We start from the raw sequence: 21,919 nt of genomic DNA on the forward strand, positions 1-21,919 counted from the left end.
TATAAGGGGGATAAGATGGTTACTATAAAAGAATATTCTGTTCCACAAAGCCTAGAAGAAGCATATAAAATTTTGATTTCTAAAAAAAATAATGTTATTTTAGGTGGTTGCGGATTTATAAAATTAAGCAATAAAAACATAGGAACAGCCATAGATTTAAAGGATGTAAATCTAGACTATATAAAAGAGGATGAAAAAAATATACTAATAGGAGCAGATACATCTTTGAGAAGTTTAGAAATAAACAAAACTATTAAAAATTATTGTAGTGGAATAGTCTCAGGTGCTGTTTCTAATATAGTTGGTGTTCAATTTAGACAAGGTGCAAGAATTGGAGCGAGTGTATTTTCAAAGTATGGTTTTTCTGACTTGATTACAGCACTTTTAGTTGTTGGTGCGAAGGTAAGGTTATACAATAGTGGAATATTAGAGTTAAATGAGTTTTTGGATAGTGAATTAAATAAAGATATATTAATTGAGGTAATACTTCCTAAGAAAGATGCAGTAGCTGTATTTGATTCAATAAGAAAGTGTACAGGAGATTTTGCTATATTAAATTCAGCTATGTTAAAAGAAAATGATACTTATAAAATAGCAATTGGAGCAAGGCCTCAAAGAGCTAAATTAGCACTTGAAGCAAGTCAAATATTGAGCAAAGAAAAGGATATAGATAAAGCATCTATTATTGTAGGTAAAGAATTAATTTATGGAAGTAATATGAGGGCAAGTAAAGAATATAGAATAGATATGGCAAGTGCACTGCTTAAGAGGATGTATAGTGCTATTGAGGGAGGTAATAAATAATGATTAATAAGGGGATAAGAAAGATAGATAGTACAGCAATTGTGACAGGAAAGCCACTATATACTGAAGACCTTATTATGCATAAAGATGTTTTGACTCTTAAACTTCTTAGAAGTCCACATGCACATGCCAAAATAAAGAATATAGACACGTCAAAAGCTGAAAAAATTCCAGGAGTTGTAGGAATTTATACCTATAAAGATGTACCACAAGTTAGATATTGTGTTCCAGGTCAAACAGAACCAGAAGCATCTCCTTATGATAGAGTTTTACTTGAGGATACAGTTAGATTTGTTGGAGATGAGGTAGCATTAGTAGCAGCAGAAGATGAAAAAACTGCACTTAAAGCTTTAAAAATGATAAAAGTAGAGTATGAGATTTTAAAGCCTGTATTTAATGCAAAAGAAGCAGAAGGAAATGAAGTTATTATACATCCAGAACAAGATATAGTAGAACCGTATCCTTTTGGATTAGATGCAAAAAATAATATAGTATCAAAAGAGTTTTTCGAGTTTGGTGATGTTGAGGCTAAGCTTAAAGAAAGTGAATTTGTGGTAGAAGCATCATATAAGACTCAAAGTCAATCACATTGTATGATGGAAACTCATAGGTCATATGCATATAAAGATATAAATGATAGGATTGTTGTTGTGTCATCATTACAATCACCACACAATGTAAAGAGAATACTTAGAAAAGTATTGGGGATTCCTTCTTCTAAAATAAGGGTGATAAAGCCTAGAATAGGTGGTGGATTTGGAGGAAAGAATATAGCAGCAACCGATATATTTACTGCATTTGTGACTATGAAAACTGGAAGACCAGCAAAATTTGTCTTTACAAGAAGTGAAACCTTTGTAGGTTCTAATAGTAGGCATGAAATGTTTTTTGATGTTAGAGTAGGTGCAGACAAAGAAGGAAATTTAAAGGCGATAGAATTAAAGTCACTAAATAATACAGGTGCCTATGGTGGTAATGGAGTTTCTGTTTCTTCAGAATCAGGTCATAATACATTACCAATATATAATGATATTGATGCTGTTAGATTTGATGCTAGAACAGTATATACTAATAGATTACCAGCAGGTGCACTTAGAGGTTATGGAGCTACACAAGGCATATTTGCAATAGATAGTGCTATTGATGAATTAGCCAATAAGATTGGTATAGATCCTCTTGAATTTAGAGTTAAAAACATAATAGATAGGTACACTAATGGAAAAGCAGCAGAAGAAGAAATTCTAAGCTGTGAATTAAAACAGTGTATAGAAAAAGGGAAAAAATTAATTAATTGGGATGATAAATACCCATGTAAAGATATAGGTAATAACAAGGTAAGAGCAGTAGGAATGGCAGTGGCAAATCATGGTTCTGGTATACCACGTGTAGATATGGCAACAGTGACTATACGAATGGACGAAGATGGGACATATAAGTTATTATCTGGTCTTGCTGATTTAGGTCAAGGTGCTGATACAATTCAAGCACAAATTGCTGCAGAGACTTTAAATACGACTGTAGATAGAATATCTGTTTATACAGGTGATTCAGACCTATGTCCATATGATACAGGTGCGTTTGCTTCTTGTACTACAACAGTTACAGGAAATGCAACAATAAAAACAGCAAATAAATTAAAAGAAATAATACTTTCAGTAGCAGAATCAAAACTAGAGTCTAAAAAAGAGGATTTAGAGTTAAGTAAAGATAGAGTTTTTGTTAAGAATGATGAGAGTAAATTTGTGTTATTAGAGGAATTAGGAAGAGAGTCAGTTGGAGGTATAGGGTTTTCAAGTGACGATGTACCAGTTGTTTTAGAAGCAACAGAATCATTTGGTATGTTAAAAAGAATAAAACCATTTATAGCAGGATTTGCTGAAATAGAACTAGATAAAAATACAGGAGAATATAAGGTAATAAATTTTGCATGTGTACCTGACTGTGGTACGGTTATAAATCCAACATTAGCGAGAATACAAGTAGAAGGTGGAGTAATGATGGGGATAGGGTTTGCAATGTATGAAGACCCTAAATTTGATAAAGATGGAAAGTTATTGACAGACAGTTTCTTGCAGTATAAGGTTCCTACAAAAAAAGAAGTAGGAAATATATTAGTAGATTTTGCTGATAATTTTGACCCAGGAGGGCCTTATGGAGCTAAATCTTTAGGAGAAATAGTTATACATACGCCAGCACCAGCAATTGCAAATGCAATTTTTAATGCTACTGGAGTTCGTATAAGAGAGCTTCCTATAACTTTTGAAAAAGTGTACATGGGGATGAAAAACAACAACAAATAAATTTAATAAATGATATACTATAAAAGTATAAATTTAAGTTATTTTGCAAAATAAAGTAATTTAATAGACATTATATATGGTGCTTTATAAAAATACCATATATAATGTCTAATAGAGTAGGAGTTAAAGGAGGTGAGTTTATGCCAAATAGAACAAAAAACATACATTATGGGACTCAGAGACAACAATTAAAAAATTTAACTAAGAAAGAATATCAGGCTTTGCGAGAGATGTGCTTTTTAGCAAAGAACTTGTATAATGTTGGTACATATAATGTCAGACAACACTACTTTAATCAAGGGGAGCATCTTAATTATGAAGCCAATTATCACGTATGTAAAGAAAATGAAAACTATAAACTACTCAATAGTAATGTAGCACAACAAATACTAAAAGAAGTTGATAGTTCATTTAGGTCATTTTTTGGTTTAATTAAATTAGCTAAAGAAGGCAAGTATGATTTTAGAGGAATAAAATCACCTAAGTATTTAGATAAAGAAGGATTTTTTAGTATAATAATAGGACAAATAAGAATTAAAGAGGATGGAATTTTAAATGTGCCTATGTCTCCCGTATTTAAAAAAATGTATGGAAAGGTGAGTATAAAAGTTCCAAATAATATATTAGACAAAAAAGTTAAGGAAATAAGAATAATACCTAAACATAAGGCTAGGTTCTTTGAAATTCAGTATTGTTATGAAATACCGAAATCAGAGGAAGTTTCAAATAAAAAAAATGCACTGGCAATAGATTTAGGTTTAGAAAACTTATGTACTTGTACTACCAACTTAGGTGATAGTTTTATTATAGATGGAAGAAGGCTTAAGTCTGTGAACCAATGGGCAAATAAGCAAAATGATAAAATAGAGGCTTTAAAATTAAAAAAGAATATAAGTTTAATTACAAGAAAACAATTTAAAGTATGGAATAAAAGAAATAATCAGGTTAAAGACTATGTAAATAAAACTTGCTTTTACATAATTGACTACTGTGTAAAAAATAATATTGGCAATTTGATTGTAGGATATAATGCTAAGTTAGAAAAAAGTGATAATATGGAAAAGAAAATATATAGAAATTTTATAAGAATTCCTTTTGGAGAGATAAAAGGAAAACTAGAGTATCTATGTAAAATAAAAAATATTAATTTCATTAGACAAGAAGAAAGTTATACTAGTAAATCAGATTTTTTTGCCAATGATTACCTTCCTGATATTAATTTGGATGATGTACAGAAACACAAATTTAAGGGAGAAAGAATAACACGTGGTCAATATAAATCTAGTATGGGTATGATTATAAATGCGGATGTAAATGCAAGTCTTAATATATTAAAAAAATCACAAATAGTTGATTTATCTTACTTGCAGAATAATCCTCAGATGTTAAAGCAACCACAAAGAATAAGAATATCTTAATAATAATTAAAAGATAAACTGATAGCGTATAAGCTTACAGCTTAGCGGCGAATTGGATCCGCCTTGTTGTTTACAACAGAATCTATTTACTTTTTAGTTTATAGAATTTCAAAAATCACTTTTACTAAAACAGTTAAATTATAAATTTCAAATTTCAAATAAATCAAATTTAGGATATTTAAAAGAAATATTTATGAGAGGTGAAAGTGTGAAATTATCAGATATGATAGGAGCAAATGAAATAATAACTGTAGTTGGAGCAGGAGGAAAAACTTCATTTATAAAATACTTTGCGAATTTTTATAGAGATAAGCTAAAAGTTTTACTTACAACAACTACTAAAATATATTTACCTGATGAAAAAGACTATGACAATATATTTATGACAATAGATGGAACTTCTATTCCATCTATTTGTCATGGAGTAACAGTATGTGGAAGCTGTATAAATAATGAAAATAAAATAGTAGGAATCAAGTTATCTGATTTAGAAAAAATGATAGACAAATTTGATTTGGTATTGATAGAAGGTGATGGTTCAAAGAGAAAAAAACTTAAAGGTTGGAATGATGGAGAACCAGTAGTATATTGTAAAACTACAAAAACTATAGGTATATTAGATATAACTTCATTTGGAATGGATATTAATGAAGAAAATATACATAGGTTAGATGAATTTAAAAAAATAACTAATTTAAATATGCGTAATATAAATGATAATTCTACAGTAAATCTTGATAATTTAAAAAATGTAGTATTAAATCCAAAAGGATTGTTTAAAAATTATCATGGTAAAAAAATATTATTTATTAATAAAGTCGAAAATGAAATGTATGAAAGTTTAGCTATAAATTTAATTAAAATTATTAAAGAGCATGAAAGTGAAATAGACATATTTTATGGAAGTATAAAACAAAATTTTTGTATAAGATATTGAAGTATTAAAATAATTTATGTGATATTATATATATAGATAATATCAATAAAGATACTATAAAATCATAACAATATCAATACATTATAAATGTTAAGGAATGATATATATGATAAATGCAGTAATAATGGCGTCAGGATTTGCCAGAAGAATGGGAGAAAATAAACTTTTACTGGAATATGATGGATGTTATATAATAGAACATGTACTTAAGGCAGTTAGTAAAATTAATTTTCATCAAGTTGTAGTTGTAAGTCAATATAAAGAAGTTTTGGCATTGTGCAATAAATATGGCTTTAAATATGTAGATAATAAAGATGCAAATATAGGTCAGAGTGAATCCATAAAACTGGGAATTTTAAATAGCTCAGAATGTGATGGATACATGTTTTTTGTGGGAGACCAACCATTTATTGATGATTTATATATAGATAAAATTATAAATACTTTTAAATTAGATAGAGATTTTATAGTAATTCCAAGATGCAAAGATGTATGTGGAAATCCAGTTGTATTTCCATTTAGTAAAAAAGAGGAATTATTGGCACTTAAAGAAGATGAAAAAGGGAAAACTATTTTAAAAAATTCATCAAAAATAAAATATGTAGAAGTTCCCGAAAAAATGTTATTAGATATTGATACAAAAGTGGATTATGAAAGAATAGGGGGCAAATTATGAAATTAATAAAAACTATAGATGCTGTTGGACAAGTTTTATGTCATGACATTACTCAAATAATACCAGGAGAATTTAAAGGAAGAAAATTTAAAAAGGGACATGTAGTAAAAGAAGAAGACATTCCAGTTTTATTATCTCTTGGTAAAGACAACTTATATGTATGGGAAAAATCAGAGGGAATGATTCATGAAAATGAAGGAGCTTTATTTTTAAAAGAATTAACTGCTGGAGAAAATTTAGATTTCAGTGAAATAAAAGAAGGAAAGATAGATTTTATAGCAGCATGTGATGGGCTTTTAAAAATAGATGTCGATGCACTTTTTGATTTAAATTGTGTTGGCGAAATAATGATGGCAACTCTTCATAATAATTTTGTAGTAAATAAAGGGTTGAAAGTAGCTGGAACAAGAGTCATACCTTTAGTTATAGATGAGAAAAAACTAGAAGAGGCAAAAAAAGTAGTTGATAACAGAAAGATAGTCAATGTGATACCTTTTAAACCTAAAAAAGTAGGAATTGTTACCACTGGTAATGAAGTGTTTTACAGTAGAATTGTTGATAAATTTGGACCAGTAATAGAAGAAAAAGTAAAGGGGTTTGGATGTGAAGTTATAGGTCAAACTATATGTCCAGATGATAAGGATATCATAAAAAATGCAATAAAAGAATTTATAAGTCAAGGAGCAGAACTTATCTGTTGTACTGGTGGAATGAGTGTAGACCCAGATGATGTCACACCAACAGCTATAAAAGAGACTGGAGCTGATTTAGTTACATATGGGTCACCAATATTACCAGGAGCAATGTTTTTACTTGCTTACTATGGAGAAGTTCCAATTATGGGTATACCAGGGTGTGCAATGTATCATAAAACTACAGTGTTTGATATAGTTCTATCTAGGATTTTAATAGATGAAAAACTTGACAAATATGATATAGCTAAATATGGTCATGGTGGTCTTTGTATGAACTGTGATGTATGTACTTACCCTGCATGTAATTTTGCTAAAATATAAAACCATAAAAATAGAGTACTTACAAACTTAGGTACTCTTTTTAAGTATTAATTATACAGAAAATATATTTTTACTAATAGCTAAAACAGTTTAAAGATTCAAATAAAGTATTTAGAGTGTGTAAAAGAATTAATAAAGTTGCAATTTGATTTTTTTATAAGTATAATATAATAGATTGTTAATTTTTATGAAACTTACAATCTTTAATACAATTTTAATAAATATTTCACGAATTTGGTATAAAAAATATGCTGTTTACGTGAGAATAAAAATGTTATCAAAATTTTATGATAAAATAAATTATGAACAAAAAGAAAGGAAAATACATTAATGTTACAAGTTACAGGTGTTGGACTTAGATTTGGTGATAAGGAACTATTTAAAGATGTTAACTTAAAATTCACTAAAGGAAATTGCTATGGAATAATAGGAGCTAATGGTGCGGGAAAATCTACTTTTTTAAAAATATTATCAGGAGAAATAGAACCAAATACAGGGAATGTGTCTATAACTGATAAAGAAAGAATGTCAGTTTTAAAACAGGACCACTTCGAATATGAGGAAGAAACTGTTTTAAATGTTGTTATAAGAGGTCATGAAAGACTTTGGAGTATAATGCATGAAAAAGATGCTTTATATATGAAAGAAGATTTCAGCGAAGAAGATGGAATAAAAGCTGCTGAACTTGAAGGTGAGTTTGCAGAACTTGATGGATGGGATGCAGAAACTAACGCTGAAAAAATACTTATGGGTCTTGGTATAACTAAGGATATGCATTACAAACAAATGAAAGAATTAGTTGGTGGAGAGAAGGTTAAAGTGTTATTAGCACAATCACTTTTTGGAAAACCTGAAATACTATTAATGGATGAGCCTACAAACCACTTGGATTTTAAATCAATAAATTGGTTAAATAATTTTATAATGGATTTAGAAGAGTCTATAGTTATAATAGTATCACATGATAGACATTTCTTAAATCAAATATGTACTAATATAGTTGATGTTGACTTTGGTAAAATACAGATGTATGTTGGAAACTACGACTTCTGGTATGAATCAAGTCAATTAGCATTACAACTTGCTAAAGACCAAAACAAAAAGACTGAGGAAAAGATAGCTCAATTAAAGGAATTCATAGCTAGATTTAGTTCTAATGCTTCAAAAGCTAAACAAGCTACATCTAGAAAGAAACAATTAGACAAATTAGAAATTGAAGATATACAACCATCAAGAAGAAGATATCCATATGTAGGATTTACACCTGCTAGGGAAATTGGTAATGAAGTTTTAGAAGTACACAATTTAACTAAAACTATAGATGGAGTTAAAGTACTTGATAATGTTTCATTTAGATTGGATAGAGATGACAAAGTAGTATTTATGGGTGATGAAATAGCTACTACTGCACTTTTAAATATAGTTATGGGAGAACTTGAACCAGATAGTGGAGAATATAAATGGGGAGTAACTACTTCTCAAGATTATCTTCCAAAAAACCATAATAAGTTTTTTGATGGAGTAGAGTATTCTCTAGTTGACTGGCTTAGACAGTTTTCTGAAGAAAAAAGTGAGAGTTTTATAAGAGGATTTTTAGGTAGAATGTTATTCTCTGGAGAAGAAGCTTTAAAAGAAGCTCAAGTTATATCTGGAGGAGAAAAAGTTAGATGTATGCTTAGTAAGCTAATGCTTTCAAATGCAAATGTACTTGTGTTAGATGACCCTACTAACCACTTAGACTTAGAAAGTATAACTTCTGTTAACAAAGGTCTTGAAAAATTCCCTGGGGTGCTTTTATTTACTTCTCATGACCATGAGTTTATATCTACTATAGCAAATAGAATTATAGAGATAACTCCAAATGGAATAATGGATAGAAAGATGGATTTTGATGAGTATTTAGAAAGTAAAGATATACAAGACCAATTAGCTAAAATGTATGGGAAAGATAAATAATTGTTAGTTTAAATATTATTTTTACTAATTATAATTATTAGAATAAAAACCTTTTAATGTTTGAGAATACGCTATAGAAGTATCTAGGTATTTAATCAAATATTAGGAGGTTTTTTATTTAGTATATATATTGTAGTAAATAGGGTTGTAGAGATGACTCAAACAGAACTACGGATAGAAAGATGTATGGATTTTTATTATAAAAAGTACATGTCTCCAAATCAAAATTGATTGTTTACATTGTGTCAAATTACAATAATGTTTGGAGACATAATAAGAAGAAGTTATATAATATAATTTCATAAGTCTATAGACATTCTCTTTTATGATAATGTATTTTTTGTAAGGTTATAGGCGTTACTTTTTCATCATAAAAATCTTCTGCTTTACTAGTAACAATACTACCTAAGCTACAAATGATTTTAACTGTTGTGTCACGTGCTTCCATAAAAATTTCATCAACATCTTGAGAAAATAAATTAAGTTTATAACGCTAAAACTATTTTGTAATAAATATATTTTAACTCTTCTATTATAAAATTAAATTTGAATATTAATTTAACTTTAATTTTATTAGTAGTAAAAATTAATTTTATAGATGATAAAGGCTAGAGTAGTTATAATTAAAAAATGTAATATTAGTTGGCATTAAATAAGTTCTCAGAAATTTTGTCAGATGCTTCTTTATCCATTTCTTTTAGAACATGGGAATAAACATTTAAGGTTGTATTTATATTTGAATGACCAACTCTTTCTGAGATAACTTTTATAGGTACCTTAGAATTTATAAGTAAAGTAACATGTGAATGTCTTAAATCATGAAATCTAATGTGTGGCAAGTCATTCTTTTCTAAAAATCTTTTGAATTTTTTACTCATAACATCTTCAGCAATAGGTTCACATTTTTTATTGAAAAATAACAAGTCATGACTATTTCTAATAGAAGACTTTAATAAGTTTTTATTTTGTTTTATCTTATATTCCTTTAGTAAAAAGATTAATTCCTTTGGAGCAGATATTTTTCTAATAGAGCTTTCAGTCTTTGGTTCTTTAAGAATTACAGAGCCATTAATTCGAGCTGTTATCTTATTTACAGTTATTGTATTCTCTTCAAAATCAATATTATCCCAAGTCAAACCTAAAACTTCTGAAATTCTAAGACCTAAACCAACTGCTAAATTAATAGGTAATTCCATATATGTATTTTTTGACAATTTCAACAATTTTATCATTTGTTCTTTGTCATAAATTTCATTTTTAAATTTTTTATATCTTGGAGCTTCTATATTATCCATAATATTTTCTTTTACTAATTTGAGTCTATATGCTCTTTTTATTGCAAGTTTCAATATATTTATATGAATCTTAATTGATTGAGGATTCAATTTATGAGATAGTTTATCAATGTAGTTCTGTATATGAATTGGATGTAAATCCTGTATTTTATATTTACCAATAGAGGGATTAATATAATTCTTACAAATACTAACATAATTGTTGTATGTAGCTAATGATATATTTTCACTGTACTTTTTTAAAAAATCTAATAGAAATTCTGAGACAGTGATTTCGTTTGGAATTAAAAAGCCATCTTTATACAGACTTTCCTTTACTTCATTTAACCTTTTGCTCGCATCTCTTTTTTTATCAAAAATACCCATGTTCTTTTGTTTTCTTTTTCCAGTATCTTCATCTGTAAATTCAAGATAAACTACATAATTCTTGTTTCGTTTTCTAATAAATGCATTCATATATAACCCACCAATCAAAATTTTATACATTTATTATAACATATGGATAAACTCAAAAATAGTTTTTGAAATAAATTTATGGCTATTTCAAATATTGATATTTATTGATTATAAAATGAGTATATTATCTTAAATATTAGAATTTTAATTTAATAATCTGTTATACTTATATATATAAATAAAATTTATTATTTACTTTTGGGTTTTTTATGTTTGATTGGTACTGAAAATATAAGTTTTTTATATTAATAAATTTGAATTGTATATTTTGAATAAAACCTTTGACTGGGAAAGTTTATTAATATAGTATTTAATTATGTATAAGTTTGAGAGGAGTGTAAAATCATATGACTATTACTAAAATACCACCAGCGGAATTAAAGGTCATGAAATTTATTTGGGGATCAGATTTTACAGTAACATCAAAAGATGTCATTGAAGCTATGGAAAAACTATATGATTGGAAGCAAACTACAACACTAACACTTTTATCAAGATTAGTAAATAAGAAGTTCTTGGATGCTAAAAAGATAGATAGACATACACATTATACAGTTATTATTGGAGAAGCTGAATATTTACATTTTGAAACAAAAACTTTTCTAGATAATATGCATGGAAGTTCTATTGAAAGCTTTATGAAAGCATTGTTCAAAAAGGGGGTAAATGAGGAGGAATTAAATTCTGTTGAAAAATGGGTAAAAGACATTAAGAAGGATGAATAGTTTGTTTGAGATCAATAGCAAGAATAACTTTAAACATATATTTTTTGTAGTAATTGTATGTTTAAATGTATGAACATTTAAGCATTTAATAGTATATAAAAACTAAGGCTTATTAGTTATTTTTAAGATGAATTTAATTATCATAAAATAAATAGTTTTTACAATAATTAGTAAAATGAATTAAAAGTGAAGTAAACTGTAAAATACATAGATTTATTTATTAAGTATCCCTAGTTTTCTAATGCATTTTAATACTATAAGTCTAATATAAAATCAAATTTATTGATATTTAATTTTATATTAGACTTATAGTTAATCGGAGCTTAGCTAAATATCGATTATTAAAATAGAAAACTAAAATTTTTTTATTATTTATACAAATTGATTATTTTTTAGGTATATTAAAAGTTGTAATTTTATTTTTATATTGATTATTTATAGTATATTAAATGACAATGTATTAGATTATCTTGTTGTTTAAATAAGTATTTATAAGTATAAAATAAATATTACTAAAATAGATATTAATAGCCATTAAAATAAAAAGAAAAGTTCCTAATTTTTAGGAACTTTTTATTTGTTTAGTATAATGTATGAGTTTTTGCTTCAGCAATAGCTCTTGCTGCACTTTTAGGATTTTCTATATTCTCTTTTTTATAGAAATTAATTACTTCTTCTAAATCTTTATTTTCAATGTCATCTTTTCTATTTTCAAGAATATAATTTATGATTGATTCGTTTATAAAGTTTGATAAATCTGTATTTTCATTATTAGTCATTTTGTATACTTCTTGTAATAAAATTTCATTAACTTCAACTGTAATTTGTTTTGTATTTTTTATCATATTAATCACCTCTTAAAAAAATTATAGCATTTCAAAAAAATAAAATCAATATGTTTTAAAATTATAGAATTTTAATTCTTAAATTCTTAAAAATAGAAAAATTAAATAGAAGTAGTTTTGAGCTATTAAAAAGATTAATAAAAAAAATATTTAGTCATAAAAGCCTTATACTATATGATTCTAAGATGAAGGATTTATAAAGGTTTAGGGTGAATTAAGTATAAGACAACTTCTTAAAGCAAATGAGTATGGCATTTAAATCTAAATGTAGACATATAATATTAAATATGCTAATATATCAAAATAATAAGGGGGGAATTTATGAAGCTTAAAGAAGCATTGATTACATGTGTTGTATGTAGTGTATGTTTAACTCCATTATTGGTAAATGGAGAAACAAAAATAGATGCAGAGCATTGTAAAGAATCTATAGTAAATATAGATACTATAGTAACTTCAGGTAAAAACTTTAATTCTAAATATAATCAAGGTATGGAAGACTATAAAAGCAGTGATGAGTATAAATTGAAAGTGCAAAAAGAGAGACTAGAAAACCAGCTAGGAATCAAAATAAAGGATTTAATTCCTATAACATTTGAAGTGAGTTATTATACCAGCCTTAACCAAGAAAATGGATATGGAGCTATAACTGCTACAGGAGATGATTTAGAAGATGGTTTTGTGGCAAACAATCACTTAAGTTTTGGAACTAAGATTATTGTAGATGGTAAAGTAAAAACCGTTATGGATAGGGGGTCTAGTAAGTATTTTAGTAATTCTAATGCGATAGATGTATTTGTACCCAAATGGAGTAACGAAAGTGAATCAGAGTATTATGACAGGGTTAATAATATGGGAAGGCACTATAAAAAAGGATACATCATTATGGAATAATAGTTCTTCTTCAAGTAATATGTATTGATTGCAATATTTATTACATATATAATAGATATTAAGTTAATTAATACAACAATGTATATTACTGGGAGGGCAATATGGAACAAACTTTTATAAATGGGAAAATAAACTTATTAATGGAAAATTATAAAGCATTAAATGAAGTTAAAGGTTCTTGGCAAATGGGATTAATTCAACATAGTTGTGCACTTGCATTTACGCTTAAGAACAAGAGGATAAGCCCTAGATTAGTAGAAGAGCGAATAGAGCTTATTAAAAAAAATACTGGATTATTCTCTAACTTTAGAGGATATAACATATTTTATATTGCAACACTACTTTCATTTGAATCAAATCCAGAAAGTAGTTTTAAGATGATTTTAGAGATATATAAAAATCTTAAAAATGAAAAGTTTTGGGGAGATACATATTTACCACTTACAGCATCAATAGTCTATGAAAATAGAGATAAAATGGATTATATTACATGTATATCAAAAATGAAAACAGTATACGAATATATGAGGAAAAAACATCCACTTTTAACATCTAGTGATGACTATTGTAATATAGCACTTATTGCAATTCATTCAAAAAATTTAGAAGAAGATTTAGAATACATAGAAAAATGCTATGAATTTCTAAATAAAAATGGTTTTTATAAAGGAAATGACTTACAAGCACTATCTCAAATTCTTTTATTTAGCGAAGATAGAACAATGGGTAAATGCAAAAAAACTATTGAACTTAAAAAAGCATTTAAAGAGAATGATTGTAAGTTAAATTATTATGGGTATCCAATAATAGGAGCAATTTCGTTATTAGATTATAAAGAAAATGAAATAATAGAAAATATAAAAAATGTTTCAAATAGACTTAAAGAAGAAAAAGGTTTTGGGAATTGGTCTTTAGGAAAAAGCAATAGAGTAATGATTAGTTCTGCTGTTGTGGCTTCTATTTATGCAGATTCAATACAAAAAGAAAATAATATAGATTCTATAGCTAATAATATATTTTTAAATATTATTATTGCTATTCAAGTTGCTTGTGTAATGGCAGCTACAAGTGCAGCTATAGCATCTTCTTCATCAAATTAGTGACATTATTTATTAAAATTGGATATAATAAACTTAATAATACAATTTATATGTTTAAAAAAGAATATGATATTACACTTAAATTAATTGTGATATTTAATAAAATAAAGCATATAATTAATATATAGATTTCAGAAAATATATAATACTACATACAATATAGGGAAAGTAGAAAAATACATCTACTTTCCTTTTTAATTATAAATTATGAGTTAGTCTTATAAAAAAATTTATGGAAAATTTATTTAAAGTTTTATATTGTATTTTTTCTTAGATGTACTAAAATAAAACTATAAAGAAAATAAAATTTATAACAAACTAATACATATTGAAAATAAGGGGGAAGTTGAGATGGATCAAAATCTAAATTGGCTTAAAGAAAAAAGAATAGAAAAAACAATAAAATCTCTAGAAAGTAATAACATGAAAGGGTATCTAGTAAATAATAAAGAAGAGCTTCTTAAAAAAATTGAAGAAATAGTAGAAGTAGGTTCTTTAGTAGGTTGTGGTGGCTCTATGACTTTATTTGAGACAGGAGTTATTGACTTTATAAGAGAAAAATATGATTTTCTTGATAGATATGCAAAAGATATTAAACCAGAAGAAATGAAAGAAATATACAGAAAATCATTTTGTGCAGATGCTTATTTTACAAGTACTAATGCAATAACAGAAAATGGAGAGCTCTATAATTTAGATGGAAATGGAAATAGAGTAGCTGCTATGATATATGGACCAGACAAAGTAATAGTTGTAGCAGGTGTAAATAAAATAGTTAAAGATGTAGATGAAGCTATAAAAAGAACTAAAACAATAGCCGCTCCAGCAAATTGCAAGAGACTGAATACAAATACTGGATGTAAGACTACTGGCATATGTATAGATTGTTCAAGTCCAGGAAGAATTTGCTGTAGCTATACACTTATAAAAAGACAATTAGCACCAGAAAGAATACATGTAATTTTCTTAAACGAGGACTTTGGATATTAAAAGAATAAAATAAGTAAGGAGAAATAATGAAAAAAGTAAAACTTATATACAATCCTAATTCAGGTGAAAAAAAAATATTATCAAATTTAGATACTATTATAGAATTATATCAAAAACAAAATTATTTATTGATACCCTATAGATTGAATATTAAAGAGCCTGTAAATAATGCATTTAAAGAAGTAGATAGTTCCTATGACCATATACTAATAGCAGGTGGCGATGGAACTATAGATTTAGTTGTAAATTCAATGAAAGAGTTAGATATAAAGATTCCAATCGGAATTTTACCTACAGGAACTGCAAATGATTTTTCAAATGCTCTTCAAATTCCATTTGATATAAAAGAAGCTATAAAGGAAATCATAAATTCAAAGCCAAAGAAAATAGACATAGGGAAGGTAAATAATAAATACTTTATAAATGTCGCAAGTGCAGGTATGTTTACTGATGTATCACAAAGAATAAGCACAGACTTAAAGAATTCGTTTGGAAGAATTTCTTATTATATAAAGGGAATAGAAGAAGCATTGTATATGAGGAAGTTTAAGATAAAAGTATATTCCAAAGAGATGAATTATGATGGAGATATGTATCTTATGCTGATTTTTAATGGAAAAACAGCAGGAAATATAAATTTAGCATATAAAGCTGAAATAGATGATGGATATTTAGATGTAATTATTTTTAAAGGAATGCCAATTCCAAAATCAATACCAGTTTTGATAAGTGTGCTTAGAGGTGATTACTTAGATCAATATAATGGAAATGAAATATTGTATTTTAAAACTAAAAAAGTAGATATAGAATGTAAAGATTCTCTTATAACAGACATTGATGGGGAAAAAGGTCCAGATTTTCCTCTCAATATAGAATGTATAAAAGATGGAATAGAGGTTATGGGAATCTGTAGTGGAAAAAGTTAATTATTTAAAATAAATGATGAAGACTAAAATAAAAAATTACTTCTAACTAAATTTATTTATAGTAGAAGTAATTTATATCTTAAGTCTTCATTTTTTAGTTATAACAATTATTTAGCAAGTTTAAAAGAGCTTTTTAAAGGAACTATTCTATTGAACACAAGTTTTTCCTTAGTTGTATATTTATTATCTATACTAAAGAACCCATTTCTAACAAATTGGAATTTATCAAAAGGTTTAGCATCTTTTACTTGTGTAGGCTCAACGAAACCTTGTAATATTTCTAATGAATTAGGATTTATCTGTTCTAAGAAATGCTTTCCTTCATTTTCAGGTAAATCATCAAGAATCAATGGCTCAAACAATCTAAATTCACATGGTATAGCTGATTTAGCATCAACCCAATGTATTGTAGATTTTACTTTACGACCTGTAAATCCAGAACCACTCTTAGTTTCAGGGTCATAAGTACCATGTATTTCAACTACATTTCCATTTTCATCCTTAATTACATCCGTACATTTTACGAAATAAGCTCCTTTTAAACGAACTTCATTTCCTGGGAAAAATCTGAAATATTTTTTAATAGGTTCTTCCATAAAATCATCTTGTTCTATATATAATTCTCTAGAAAAAGGAACTAATCTTTTACCTTGAGATTCATCTTTAGCATTGTTTTCTATTTCAAGCATTTCAACCTTATCTTCTGGGTAGTTGGTTATAACTAGCTTTAAAGGTCTTAAAACTCCCATAGCAAGTGGAGCCTTTGGCTGTAAGTTTTCTCTTAGGAAATAATCAAGCATTTGACTGTCTACTGTAGAGTTAACTTTCGATACTCCTATTTCACTACAAAAATTACGTAAAGCTTCAGCAGTATATCCCTTACGTCTAATTCCAGATATAGTAGGAACACGAGGGTCATCCCAACCATCAACAATTCCTTCGTCTACAAGTTGTTTTAATTTTCTTTTACTCATAACAGTATTGTTTATGTTAAGTCTAGCAAATTCTATTTGTCTAGGTACATTTTCCATTTCACATTCTCTGACAAACCAGTCATAAAGAGGTCTTTGGTCTTCAAACTCCAAAGTACATATAGAGTGAGTTATTCCTTCAATTGCATCTTCAATTGGATGGGCAAAAGCATACATAGGATATATACACCATTTATCTCCTGTATTATGATGTGTTGAATGAGCTATTCTGTATATAATTGGGTCTCTAAGGTTTATATTTGGAGAAGACATATCTATTTTAGCTCTTAATGTTTTTTCTCCATCTTTAAATTCACCATTTTTCATTCTTTCAAATAAATCTAGGTTTTCTTCAATAGTTCTATTTCTATAAGGGCTTTCTTTACCAGGTTCAGTAAGAGTGCCACGATACTCCCTCATTTCATCTTGTGTTAATTCACACACATAAGCTTTACCTTTTTTTATTAGGATTAAAGCTCTTTTGTACATTTCATCAAAGTAGTTAGATGCAAAATTTAATTCATTCCAATCAAATCCTAACCACTTAACATCTTCTTTTATGGATTCTACATATTCAACATCTTCTTTTAATGGATTTGTATCATCAAATCTTAAATTAGCCTTTCCATTAAATTCTTTAGCTAGTCCAAAGTTAAGACATATACTTTTTGCATGACCAATATGTAAATATCCGTTTGGTTCAGGTGGAAAACGAGTTATTATACTGTCATGTTTTCCTGTTTCTAGGTCATTTATAATAATATTTTTTATAAAGTTAGATGAGTTCGTTTCATTTGACATATTTTCATACCTCCTATTTAATTTGCTTATAATACAGAACACTACACTGTATTGCATAATATTAATTTTAATCCAAGATTAGAAAAAAATAAAGGTGTAATTAAGAGTATTATGCAAAATATTAACTTTTATACTAAAAACATGTTTTTTTACAGTTTATTTACAAAAAAGCATATTAGTTGAATTAATCTTTAAAAGACTGTATTATAATATGTATATTGTTAAGAATATTATGTGAAGTTAGTTATCTAAATTTATTTTAAATCTGTTGACAGATTTGTAAAGGAGACGATTATGGGAAGGATTGCAAAGATTATATTAAGCTTAATTGTTATTATTTTAGTGTTAACAGGTATTGTTGTATACACATTAACACCAAAAGAGAGATATGATGTTAGTTCACAAAATAATAAAATCATAGACGAAGAGTATTTATCAAAAGGTTCATATATAAATTCTATGGAAATAGTAAAAAATCCACTTAGAATGGTTGGAAAAGTATCTGTTTCCGAAGAAGAGTTTAGAAATCTAATATATACATTAATGAATAAACATGGAATTAAAGAATTTGAAAATAATTTTGTTGAGATGAAGGATGGAAAAATAAAAGTGGCAGGTCCATATAAGGTCTTTGGTCTAATCAATAGCCAATATGAGCTTGAACTAAAACCCACTTTAAAAAATGAAGATTTGGTTGTAAGTCTTGAAAATGTAAAGATTGGAAAATTTAAAATAAGTGATAAAATGCTAGAAAAAATACTAAGTAATTACAATAAAAAGGTTCCATTTGAGGTTAATGGAAATAAAATTACTTTAGAAAAAAGTTATCTTTATCCAGTAACACTTAAAAATATATCTATAAAAAAAGGAAATGTTGATTTGGATATGGAAGTAGAAATAGATTTAAAATCACAAATAAATGGAGCATTAGGTTATCTAAAGGATTCTGGAAAAGCTCAGGATATACTAAATCATTTGATTAATTTAAAGAAAACATCTGTTGGTTAAAAATATAGAAAATTTATATTTATATTTTTATTATATTTTATATAATATTAAAGCACTTTAAAATCAAAATTTGTAAAATAGCCTTTATTATGTTAGAATATTTTATGACATTAAGTTGTAAGTGTATAATATTATTTAATTACTAGATTGGGGGGAAATGATGAATAAAATTTATATTGTAACAACATATACAGGAACTGTATTATCTTATTTAATAAGAAATATAAGTAAAAAACTGTATACACATGTGTCAATATCATTAAATGAAAATTTAAAGCCAATGTATTCTTTTGGGAGATTAAATCCAAGAAATCCATTTATTGGAGGCTTTGTTGAAGAAAATATAAATCAAGGCTTATATGCTATAAGAAAAAATACTGTATGTAGAGTATATTCATTAGAAGTAGATAATTCACAATATGAAAATCTATTTAAAAATATAAAATTAATTAGTGATTATAGAGAAGATTACTATTATGATATAATGGCATTGATATATTTGTCTATGAATATTCACAGAAAAGTTGAATATAAATACGTATGTTCAAACTTTGTTGCTGATATGTTAGAAAAAAGTGAAATAGATATTTTGAATAAAGAAGCATTTGAAGTAACACCAAATGATTTCTATAATTTAAATGGTTTAACTTTAGAGTATGAAGGTTTATTGTCAGAATATAATTCTAAACAGCATTCTTATGTATCCAAAATGGCAAACATATAAAAAATTTATTTTAAAATTTATCATATAAAAATATTGCTAAATAATTAGGCTGAAGATGGTAGTTTAACTTCGAGAGGATTAAGAATTCGTAAATCTTAGTTAGAACACTTTCTTCAGTTTTTGATTTTCTGTAGTTATTTACATGATTATAATATTTTTTTGAGATATAAATCAAATATAAATAAATAGTGGTACAAAAGTATAAAGATATCTTAATACATAATAAATATGATAAATATTTATTTTTTGTAAATATATGGATATAATAGTAATAATAATATTTTATAGAGAGGAGTATTAAATGAAACGATATCTTAAAACATATGGAGTTTCACTCATAATTGTAGCAATTTATGCATTTATTAAATTACCTGTACTTAGACTGGACTTCACATCTTTATTTTCAGTAGGAATAATATTTTTTGTTGTAGCAGGAATATTAGATATGATGCTAGATAGAAATGAAAGAACATCTAAACTTGCTAAATATAATTTCTCAATAGCAATAGCTTTACTTGTATATGTTGTAGTTGTACCTTTTATAGCCTCTACACCTGTACTTCATGCAAAAGCCTATAAAGACTTATTAGGAAAGGTGACTGAGAGTAAATTTACTGATGATATGAGTCCTGTCAGTGTAAATGACATTCGTCTTGTAGATGAAGACATGGCAATGAAATTAGGTGATAAAAAACTTGGAGAAGTTCCAGCTATAGGTAGTGTATCAAAATTAGGAAAGTTTCATATACAAAATGTAGATGGAGAGTTGTACTGGGTAGCACCTCTTGTGCATAGAGATATAATTAAATGGGTTACATCTTTAAGTGGTACAAGTGGATATGTAAAGGTATCAGCAAGTAATCCTCAAGATGTTCAACTAGTTCAAGAAATAGATGGAAAACCAATAAAGATAGTATATCAACCAGAAGCTTATTTACATCAAGATTTACAAAGACATTTATACATACATGGTATTGTAAATGTTGGTATGACAGATTTTACTCTTGAAATAAATGATGAAGGAAGACCTTATTGGGTTGTAAGTTTATATGAACATAAAATTGGTTACGGAGGAGCAAATGCTACAGGCATAGCTACCGTTGATGCAGAAACTGGAAAAATAAATGTCTATAATGTTAAAAATACACCTAAATGGGTAGATAGAATACAACCACAAAAATTTGTAACAGACCAAATTCAAGACTGGGGTGTTTATGTCAATGGATTTTTAAATTCTGTTATATCAGAAAAGGGAGTACTAGTGCCAACAGAAGGGACATCGCTAGTCTATGGAAATGACAATAGGTCATATTGGTATACAGGTATAACATCGTCTGGTGGAGATGAATCTACAATTGGATTTATGCTTGTTGACTCTAGAACTAAAGAAGCTAAACTGTATAAGCAGCCAGGAGCAACTGAGACAGCTGCGATGAAATCAGCTGAAGGTAATGTTCAAGAAAAGAATTATGAAGCTACATTCCCTGTTATGTACAATATATTAGGTCAGCCAACATATGTATCATCTTTAAAAGATAAAGCTGGTCTTGTAAAGAGAGTAGCCTTTGTATCTGTTGAAGATTATAATGTACTTGGTCTAGGGGAAGATAAAAATGAAGCTTTAAGAAATTATAAAGATTCATTAGAATCTAAAGGCAATGACTTAAAGCTTGATAATGATATGAAAGATGAAGTTATAGAAGGTGTAGTAACTAGAATAAGTCCTGATGTGCGAGGAGGAAATACTAATTACTATGTAACTTTAGATTCTAATAAAGAGATAATATTTAAAGCTACCTCAAAAGTATCTAGCGAATTACCATTGACTCAAGTTGGAGATAAAGTTAAAATATCATATTCAAAAGAAGAGTCTGGTGTAATTGAAATGTCAGAATTTGATAACTTAAATATTGCAAATTTTGATGATAAAAAAGCAAAACAAGAGACAGGAACTAATGAAGATACAAATTCACAAGATTCTGAAAGTCAAAGCAATGTGTAACTTAGTAAAAAAACTGTAGATAGTGTTTAGTGCATTAATAGCTAGTTTTTATAGAAATAAATTCTATAAAAACTA

19 protein-coding genes are annotated in these 21,919 nt (G+C 27.2%); 15 read left to right on the forward strand and 4 right to left on the reverse strand.

Annotation, left to right across the window (positions count from 1 at the left end; all coding sequences use genetic code 11):
- Positions 1–15: 15 nt before the first annotated feature.
- The 7 genes from JJC01_09405 to JJC01_09435 all read left to right on the forward strand — a co-directional run bounded on the left by JJC01_09405 (position 16) and on the right by JJC01_09435 (position 9,107).
- Positions 16–804, forward strand: a complete 789-nt coding sequence (locus JJC01_09405) for an FAD binding domain-containing protein (GenBank protein ID UDN60057.1) — start codon at positions 16–18, stop codon at positions 802–804.
- Positions 804–3,104 carry a molybdopterin-dependent oxidoreductase gene (locus JJC01_09410; protein UDN60058.1) on the forward strand — a complete coding sequence of 767 codons (2,301 nt, stop codon included), beginning with the start codon at positions 804–806 and terminating at the stop codon, positions 3,102–3,104. Before JJC01_09405 ends, JJC01_09410 begins: the two co-directional genes overlap by 1 nt.
- 140 nt (positions 3,105–3,244) lie before the next feature.
- Complete coding sequence (locus JJC01_09415; protein ID UDN60059.1) at positions 3,245–4,522, forward strand: transposase; 1,278 nt, start codon at positions 3,245–3,247, stop codon at positions 4,520–4,522.
- Positions 4,523–4,730: 208 nt separating this feature from the next.
- The gene (yqeC, locus tag JJC01_09420) at positions 4,731–5,459 is read left to right on the forward strand and encodes a putative selenium-dependent hydroxylase accessory protein YqeC (GenBank protein ID UDN60060.1); all 729 of its coding nucleotides are present in this window, start codon (positions 4,731–4,733) and stop codon (positions 5,457–5,459) included.
- Between the two features lie 106 nt (positions 5,460–5,565).
- Complete coding sequence (mocA, locus tag JJC01_09425) at positions 5,566–6,135, forward strand: molybdenum cofactor cytidylyltransferase (GenBank protein ID UDN60061.1); 570 nt, start codon at positions 5,566–5,568, stop codon at positions 6,133–6,135.
- Positions 6,132–7,151, forward strand: coding sequence for a molybdopterin-binding protein (locus JJC01_09430; protein ID UDN60062.1), 1,020 nt, complete (start codon positions 6,132–6,134; stop codon positions 7,149–7,151). The genes mocA and JJC01_09430 overlap by 4 nt, the downstream gene beginning before the upstream one ends.
- A 330-nt stretch (positions 7,152–7,481) precedes the next feature.
- Positions 7,482–9,107 carry an ATP-binding cassette domain-containing protein gene (locus tag JJC01_09435; protein UDN60063.1) on the forward strand — a complete coding sequence of 542 codons (1,626 nt, stop codon included), beginning with the start codon at positions 7,482–7,484 and terminating at the stop codon, positions 9,105–9,107.
- Positions 9,108–9,414: 307 nt separating this feature from the next.
- Here JJC01_09435 and JJC01_09440 read toward each other — a convergent pair whose 3' ends face one another.
- Positions 9,415–9,555 (reverse strand): hypothetical protein, encoded by a 141-nt coding sequence (locus JJC01_09440; protein UDN60064.1) that lies wholly within the window; start codon positions 9,553–9,555, stop codon positions 9,415–9,417.
- A gap of 190 nt (positions 9,556–9,745) precedes the next feature.
- Positions 9,746–10,858 (reverse strand): site-specific integrase, encoded by a 1,113-nt coding sequence (locus JJC01_09445; protein UDN60065.1) that lies wholly within the window; start codon positions 10,856–10,858, stop codon positions 9,746–9,748.
- Between the two features lie 347 nt (positions 10,859–11,205).
- Between JJC01_09445 and JJC01_09450 the strand changes: the two genes are divergently transcribed.
- Entirely contained in the window at positions 11,206–11,583 is a 378-nt protein-coding gene (locus JJC01_09450; protein ID UDN60066.1) for a BlaI/MecI/CopY family transcriptional regulator, read from the forward strand.
- A 581-nt stretch (positions 11,584–12,164) separates the two neighbouring features.
- Here the strand turns inward: JJC01_09450 and JJC01_09455 are convergent.
- The gene (locus JJC01_09455; protein ID UDN60067.1) at positions 12,165–12,428 is read right to left on the reverse strand and encodes a hypothetical protein; all 264 of its coding nucleotides are present in this window, start codon (positions 12,426–12,428) and stop codon (positions 12,165–12,167) included.
- A gap of 321 nt (positions 12,429–12,749) precedes the next feature.
- On the opposite strand from JJC01_09455, the gene JJC01_09460 reads away from it, so the two are divergent.
- From JJC01_09460 to JJC01_09475, 4 genes are all read left to right on the forward strand, one after another.
- Positions 12,750–13,322, forward strand: coding sequence for a hypothetical protein (locus JJC01_09460; GenBank protein UDN60068.1), 573 nt, complete (start codon positions 12,750–12,752; stop codon positions 13,320–13,322).
- A gap of 101 nt (positions 13,323–13,423) precedes the next feature.
- On the forward strand, positions 13,424–14,422 hold the full coding sequence (locus JJC01_09465) for a DUF4003 domain-containing protein (protein ID UDN60069.1): 999 nt from the start codon (positions 13,424–13,426) through the stop codon (positions 14,420–14,422).
- Positions 14,423–14,773: 351 nt separating this feature from the next.
- Positions 14,774–15,412 carry a lactate utilization protein gene (locus tag JJC01_09470; GenBank protein UDN60070.1) on the forward strand — a complete coding sequence of 213 codons (639 nt, stop codon included), beginning with the start codon at positions 14,774–14,776 and terminating at the stop codon, positions 15,410–15,412.
- Positions 15,413–15,438: 26 nt separating this feature from the next.
- Positions 15,439–16,338, forward strand: coding sequence for a YegS/Rv2252/BmrU family lipid kinase (locus JJC01_09475; GenBank protein UDN60071.1), 900 nt, complete (start codon positions 15,439–15,441; stop codon positions 16,336–16,338).
- A gap of 107 nt (positions 16,339–16,445) precedes the next feature.
- Here the strand turns inward: JJC01_09475 and JJC01_09480 are convergent, their stop codons facing one another.
- The gene (locus JJC01_09480) at positions 16,446–18,110 is read right to left on the reverse strand and encodes a glutamine--tRNA ligase/YqeY domain fusion protein (protein UDN60072.1); all 1,665 of its coding nucleotides are present in this window, start codon (positions 18,108–18,110) and stop codon (positions 16,446–16,448) included.
- 294 nt (positions 18,111–18,404) lie between these two features.
- Between JJC01_09480 and JJC01_09485 the strand changes: the two genes are divergently transcribed.
- From JJC01_09485 to JJC01_09495, 3 genes are all read left to right on the forward strand, one after another.
- Positions 18,405–19,118, forward strand: coding sequence for a DUF2140 domain-containing protein (locus JJC01_09485; protein UDN60073.1), 714 nt, complete (start codon positions 18,405–18,407; stop codon positions 19,116–19,118).
- Positions 19,119–19,278: 160 nt separating this feature from the next.
- The gene (locus JJC01_09490; protein ID UDN60074.1) at positions 19,279–19,842 is read left to right on the forward strand and encodes a hypothetical protein; all 564 of its coding nucleotides are present in this window, start codon (positions 19,279–19,281) and stop codon (positions 19,840–19,842) included.
- Positions 19,843–20,143: 301 nt separating this feature from the next.
- On the forward strand, positions 20,144–21,844 hold the full coding sequence (locus JJC01_09495; GenBank protein UDN60075.1) for a hypothetical protein: 1,701 nt from the start codon (positions 20,144–20,146) through the stop codon (positions 21,842–21,844).
- Positions 21,845–21,919: the final 75 nt, after the last annotated feature.

Origin of the sequence: Clostridioides sp. ES-S-0010-02 (genome assembly GCA_020641055.1) — a bacterium.
GTDB lineage: Bacteria > Bacillota > Clostridia > Peptostreptococcales > Peptostreptococcaceae > Clostridioides.

Bases quoted from the DNA above. Each gene is read 5' to 3' on its own strand.
- JJC01_09405 (UDN60057.1), top strand. From the start codon at position 16: ATGGTTACTATAAAAGAATATTCTGTTCCACAAAGCCTAGAAGAAGCA.
- JJC01_09410 (UDN60058.1), top strand. From the start codon at position 804: ATGATTAATAAGGGGATAAGAAAGATAGATAGTACAGCAATTGTGACA.
- JJC01_09415 (UDN60059.1), top strand. From the start codon at position 3,245: ATGCCAAATAGAACAAAAAACATACATTATGGGACTCAGAGACAACAA.
- mocA (UDN60061.1), top strand. From the start codon at position 5,566: ATGATAAATGCAGTAATAATGGCGTCAGGATTTGCCAGAAGAATGGGA.
- JJC01_09430 (UDN60062.1), top strand. From the start codon at position 6,132: ATGAAATTAATAAAAACTATAGATGCTGTTGGACAAGTTTTATGTCAT.
- JJC01_09435 (UDN60063.1), top strand. From the start codon at position 7,482: ATGTTACAAGTTACAGGTGTTGGACTTAGATTTGGTGATAAGGAACTA.
- JJC01_09440 (UDN60064.1), bottom strand. From the start codon at position 9,555: ATGGAAGCACGTGACACAACAGTTAAAATCATTTGTAGCTTAGGTAGT.
- JJC01_09445 (UDN60065.1), bottom strand. From the start codon at position 10,858: ATGAATGCATTTATTAGAAAACGAAACAAGAATTATGTAGTTTATCTT.
- JJC01_09450 (UDN60066.1), top strand. From the start codon at position 11,206: ATGACTATTACTAAAATACCACCAGCGGAATTAAAGGTCATGAAATTT.
- JJC01_09455 (UDN60067.1), bottom strand. From the start codon at position 12,428: ATGATAAAAAATACAAAACAAATTACAGTTGAAGTTAATGAAATTTTA.
- JJC01_09460 (UDN60068.1), top strand. From the start codon at position 12,750: ATGAAGCTTAAAGAAGCATTGATTACATGTGTTGTATGTAGTGTATGT.
- JJC01_09465 (UDN60069.1), top strand. From the start codon at position 13,424: ATGGAACAAACTTTTATAAATGGGAAAATAAACTTATTAATGGAAAAT.
- JJC01_09470 (UDN60070.1), top strand. From the start codon at position 14,774: ATGGATCAAAATCTAAATTGGCTTAAAGAAAAAAGAATAGAAAAAACA.
- JJC01_09475 (UDN60071.1), top strand. From the start codon at position 15,439: ATGAAAAAAGTAAAACTTATATACAATCCTAATTCAGGTGAAAAAAAA.
- JJC01_09480 (UDN60072.1), bottom strand. From the start codon at position 18,110: ATGTCAAATGAAACGAACTCATCTAACTTTATAAAAAATATTATTATA.
- JJC01_09485 (UDN60073.1), top strand. From the start codon at position 18,405: ATGGGAAGGATTGCAAAGATTATATTAAGCTTAATTGTTATTATTTTA.
- JJC01_09490 (UDN60074.1), top strand. From the start codon at position 19,279: ATGAATAAAATTTATATTGTAACAACATATACAGGAACTGTATTATCT.
- JJC01_09495 (UDN60075.1), top strand. From the start codon at position 20,144: ATGAAACGATATCTTAAAACATATGGAGTTTCACTCATAATTGTAGCA.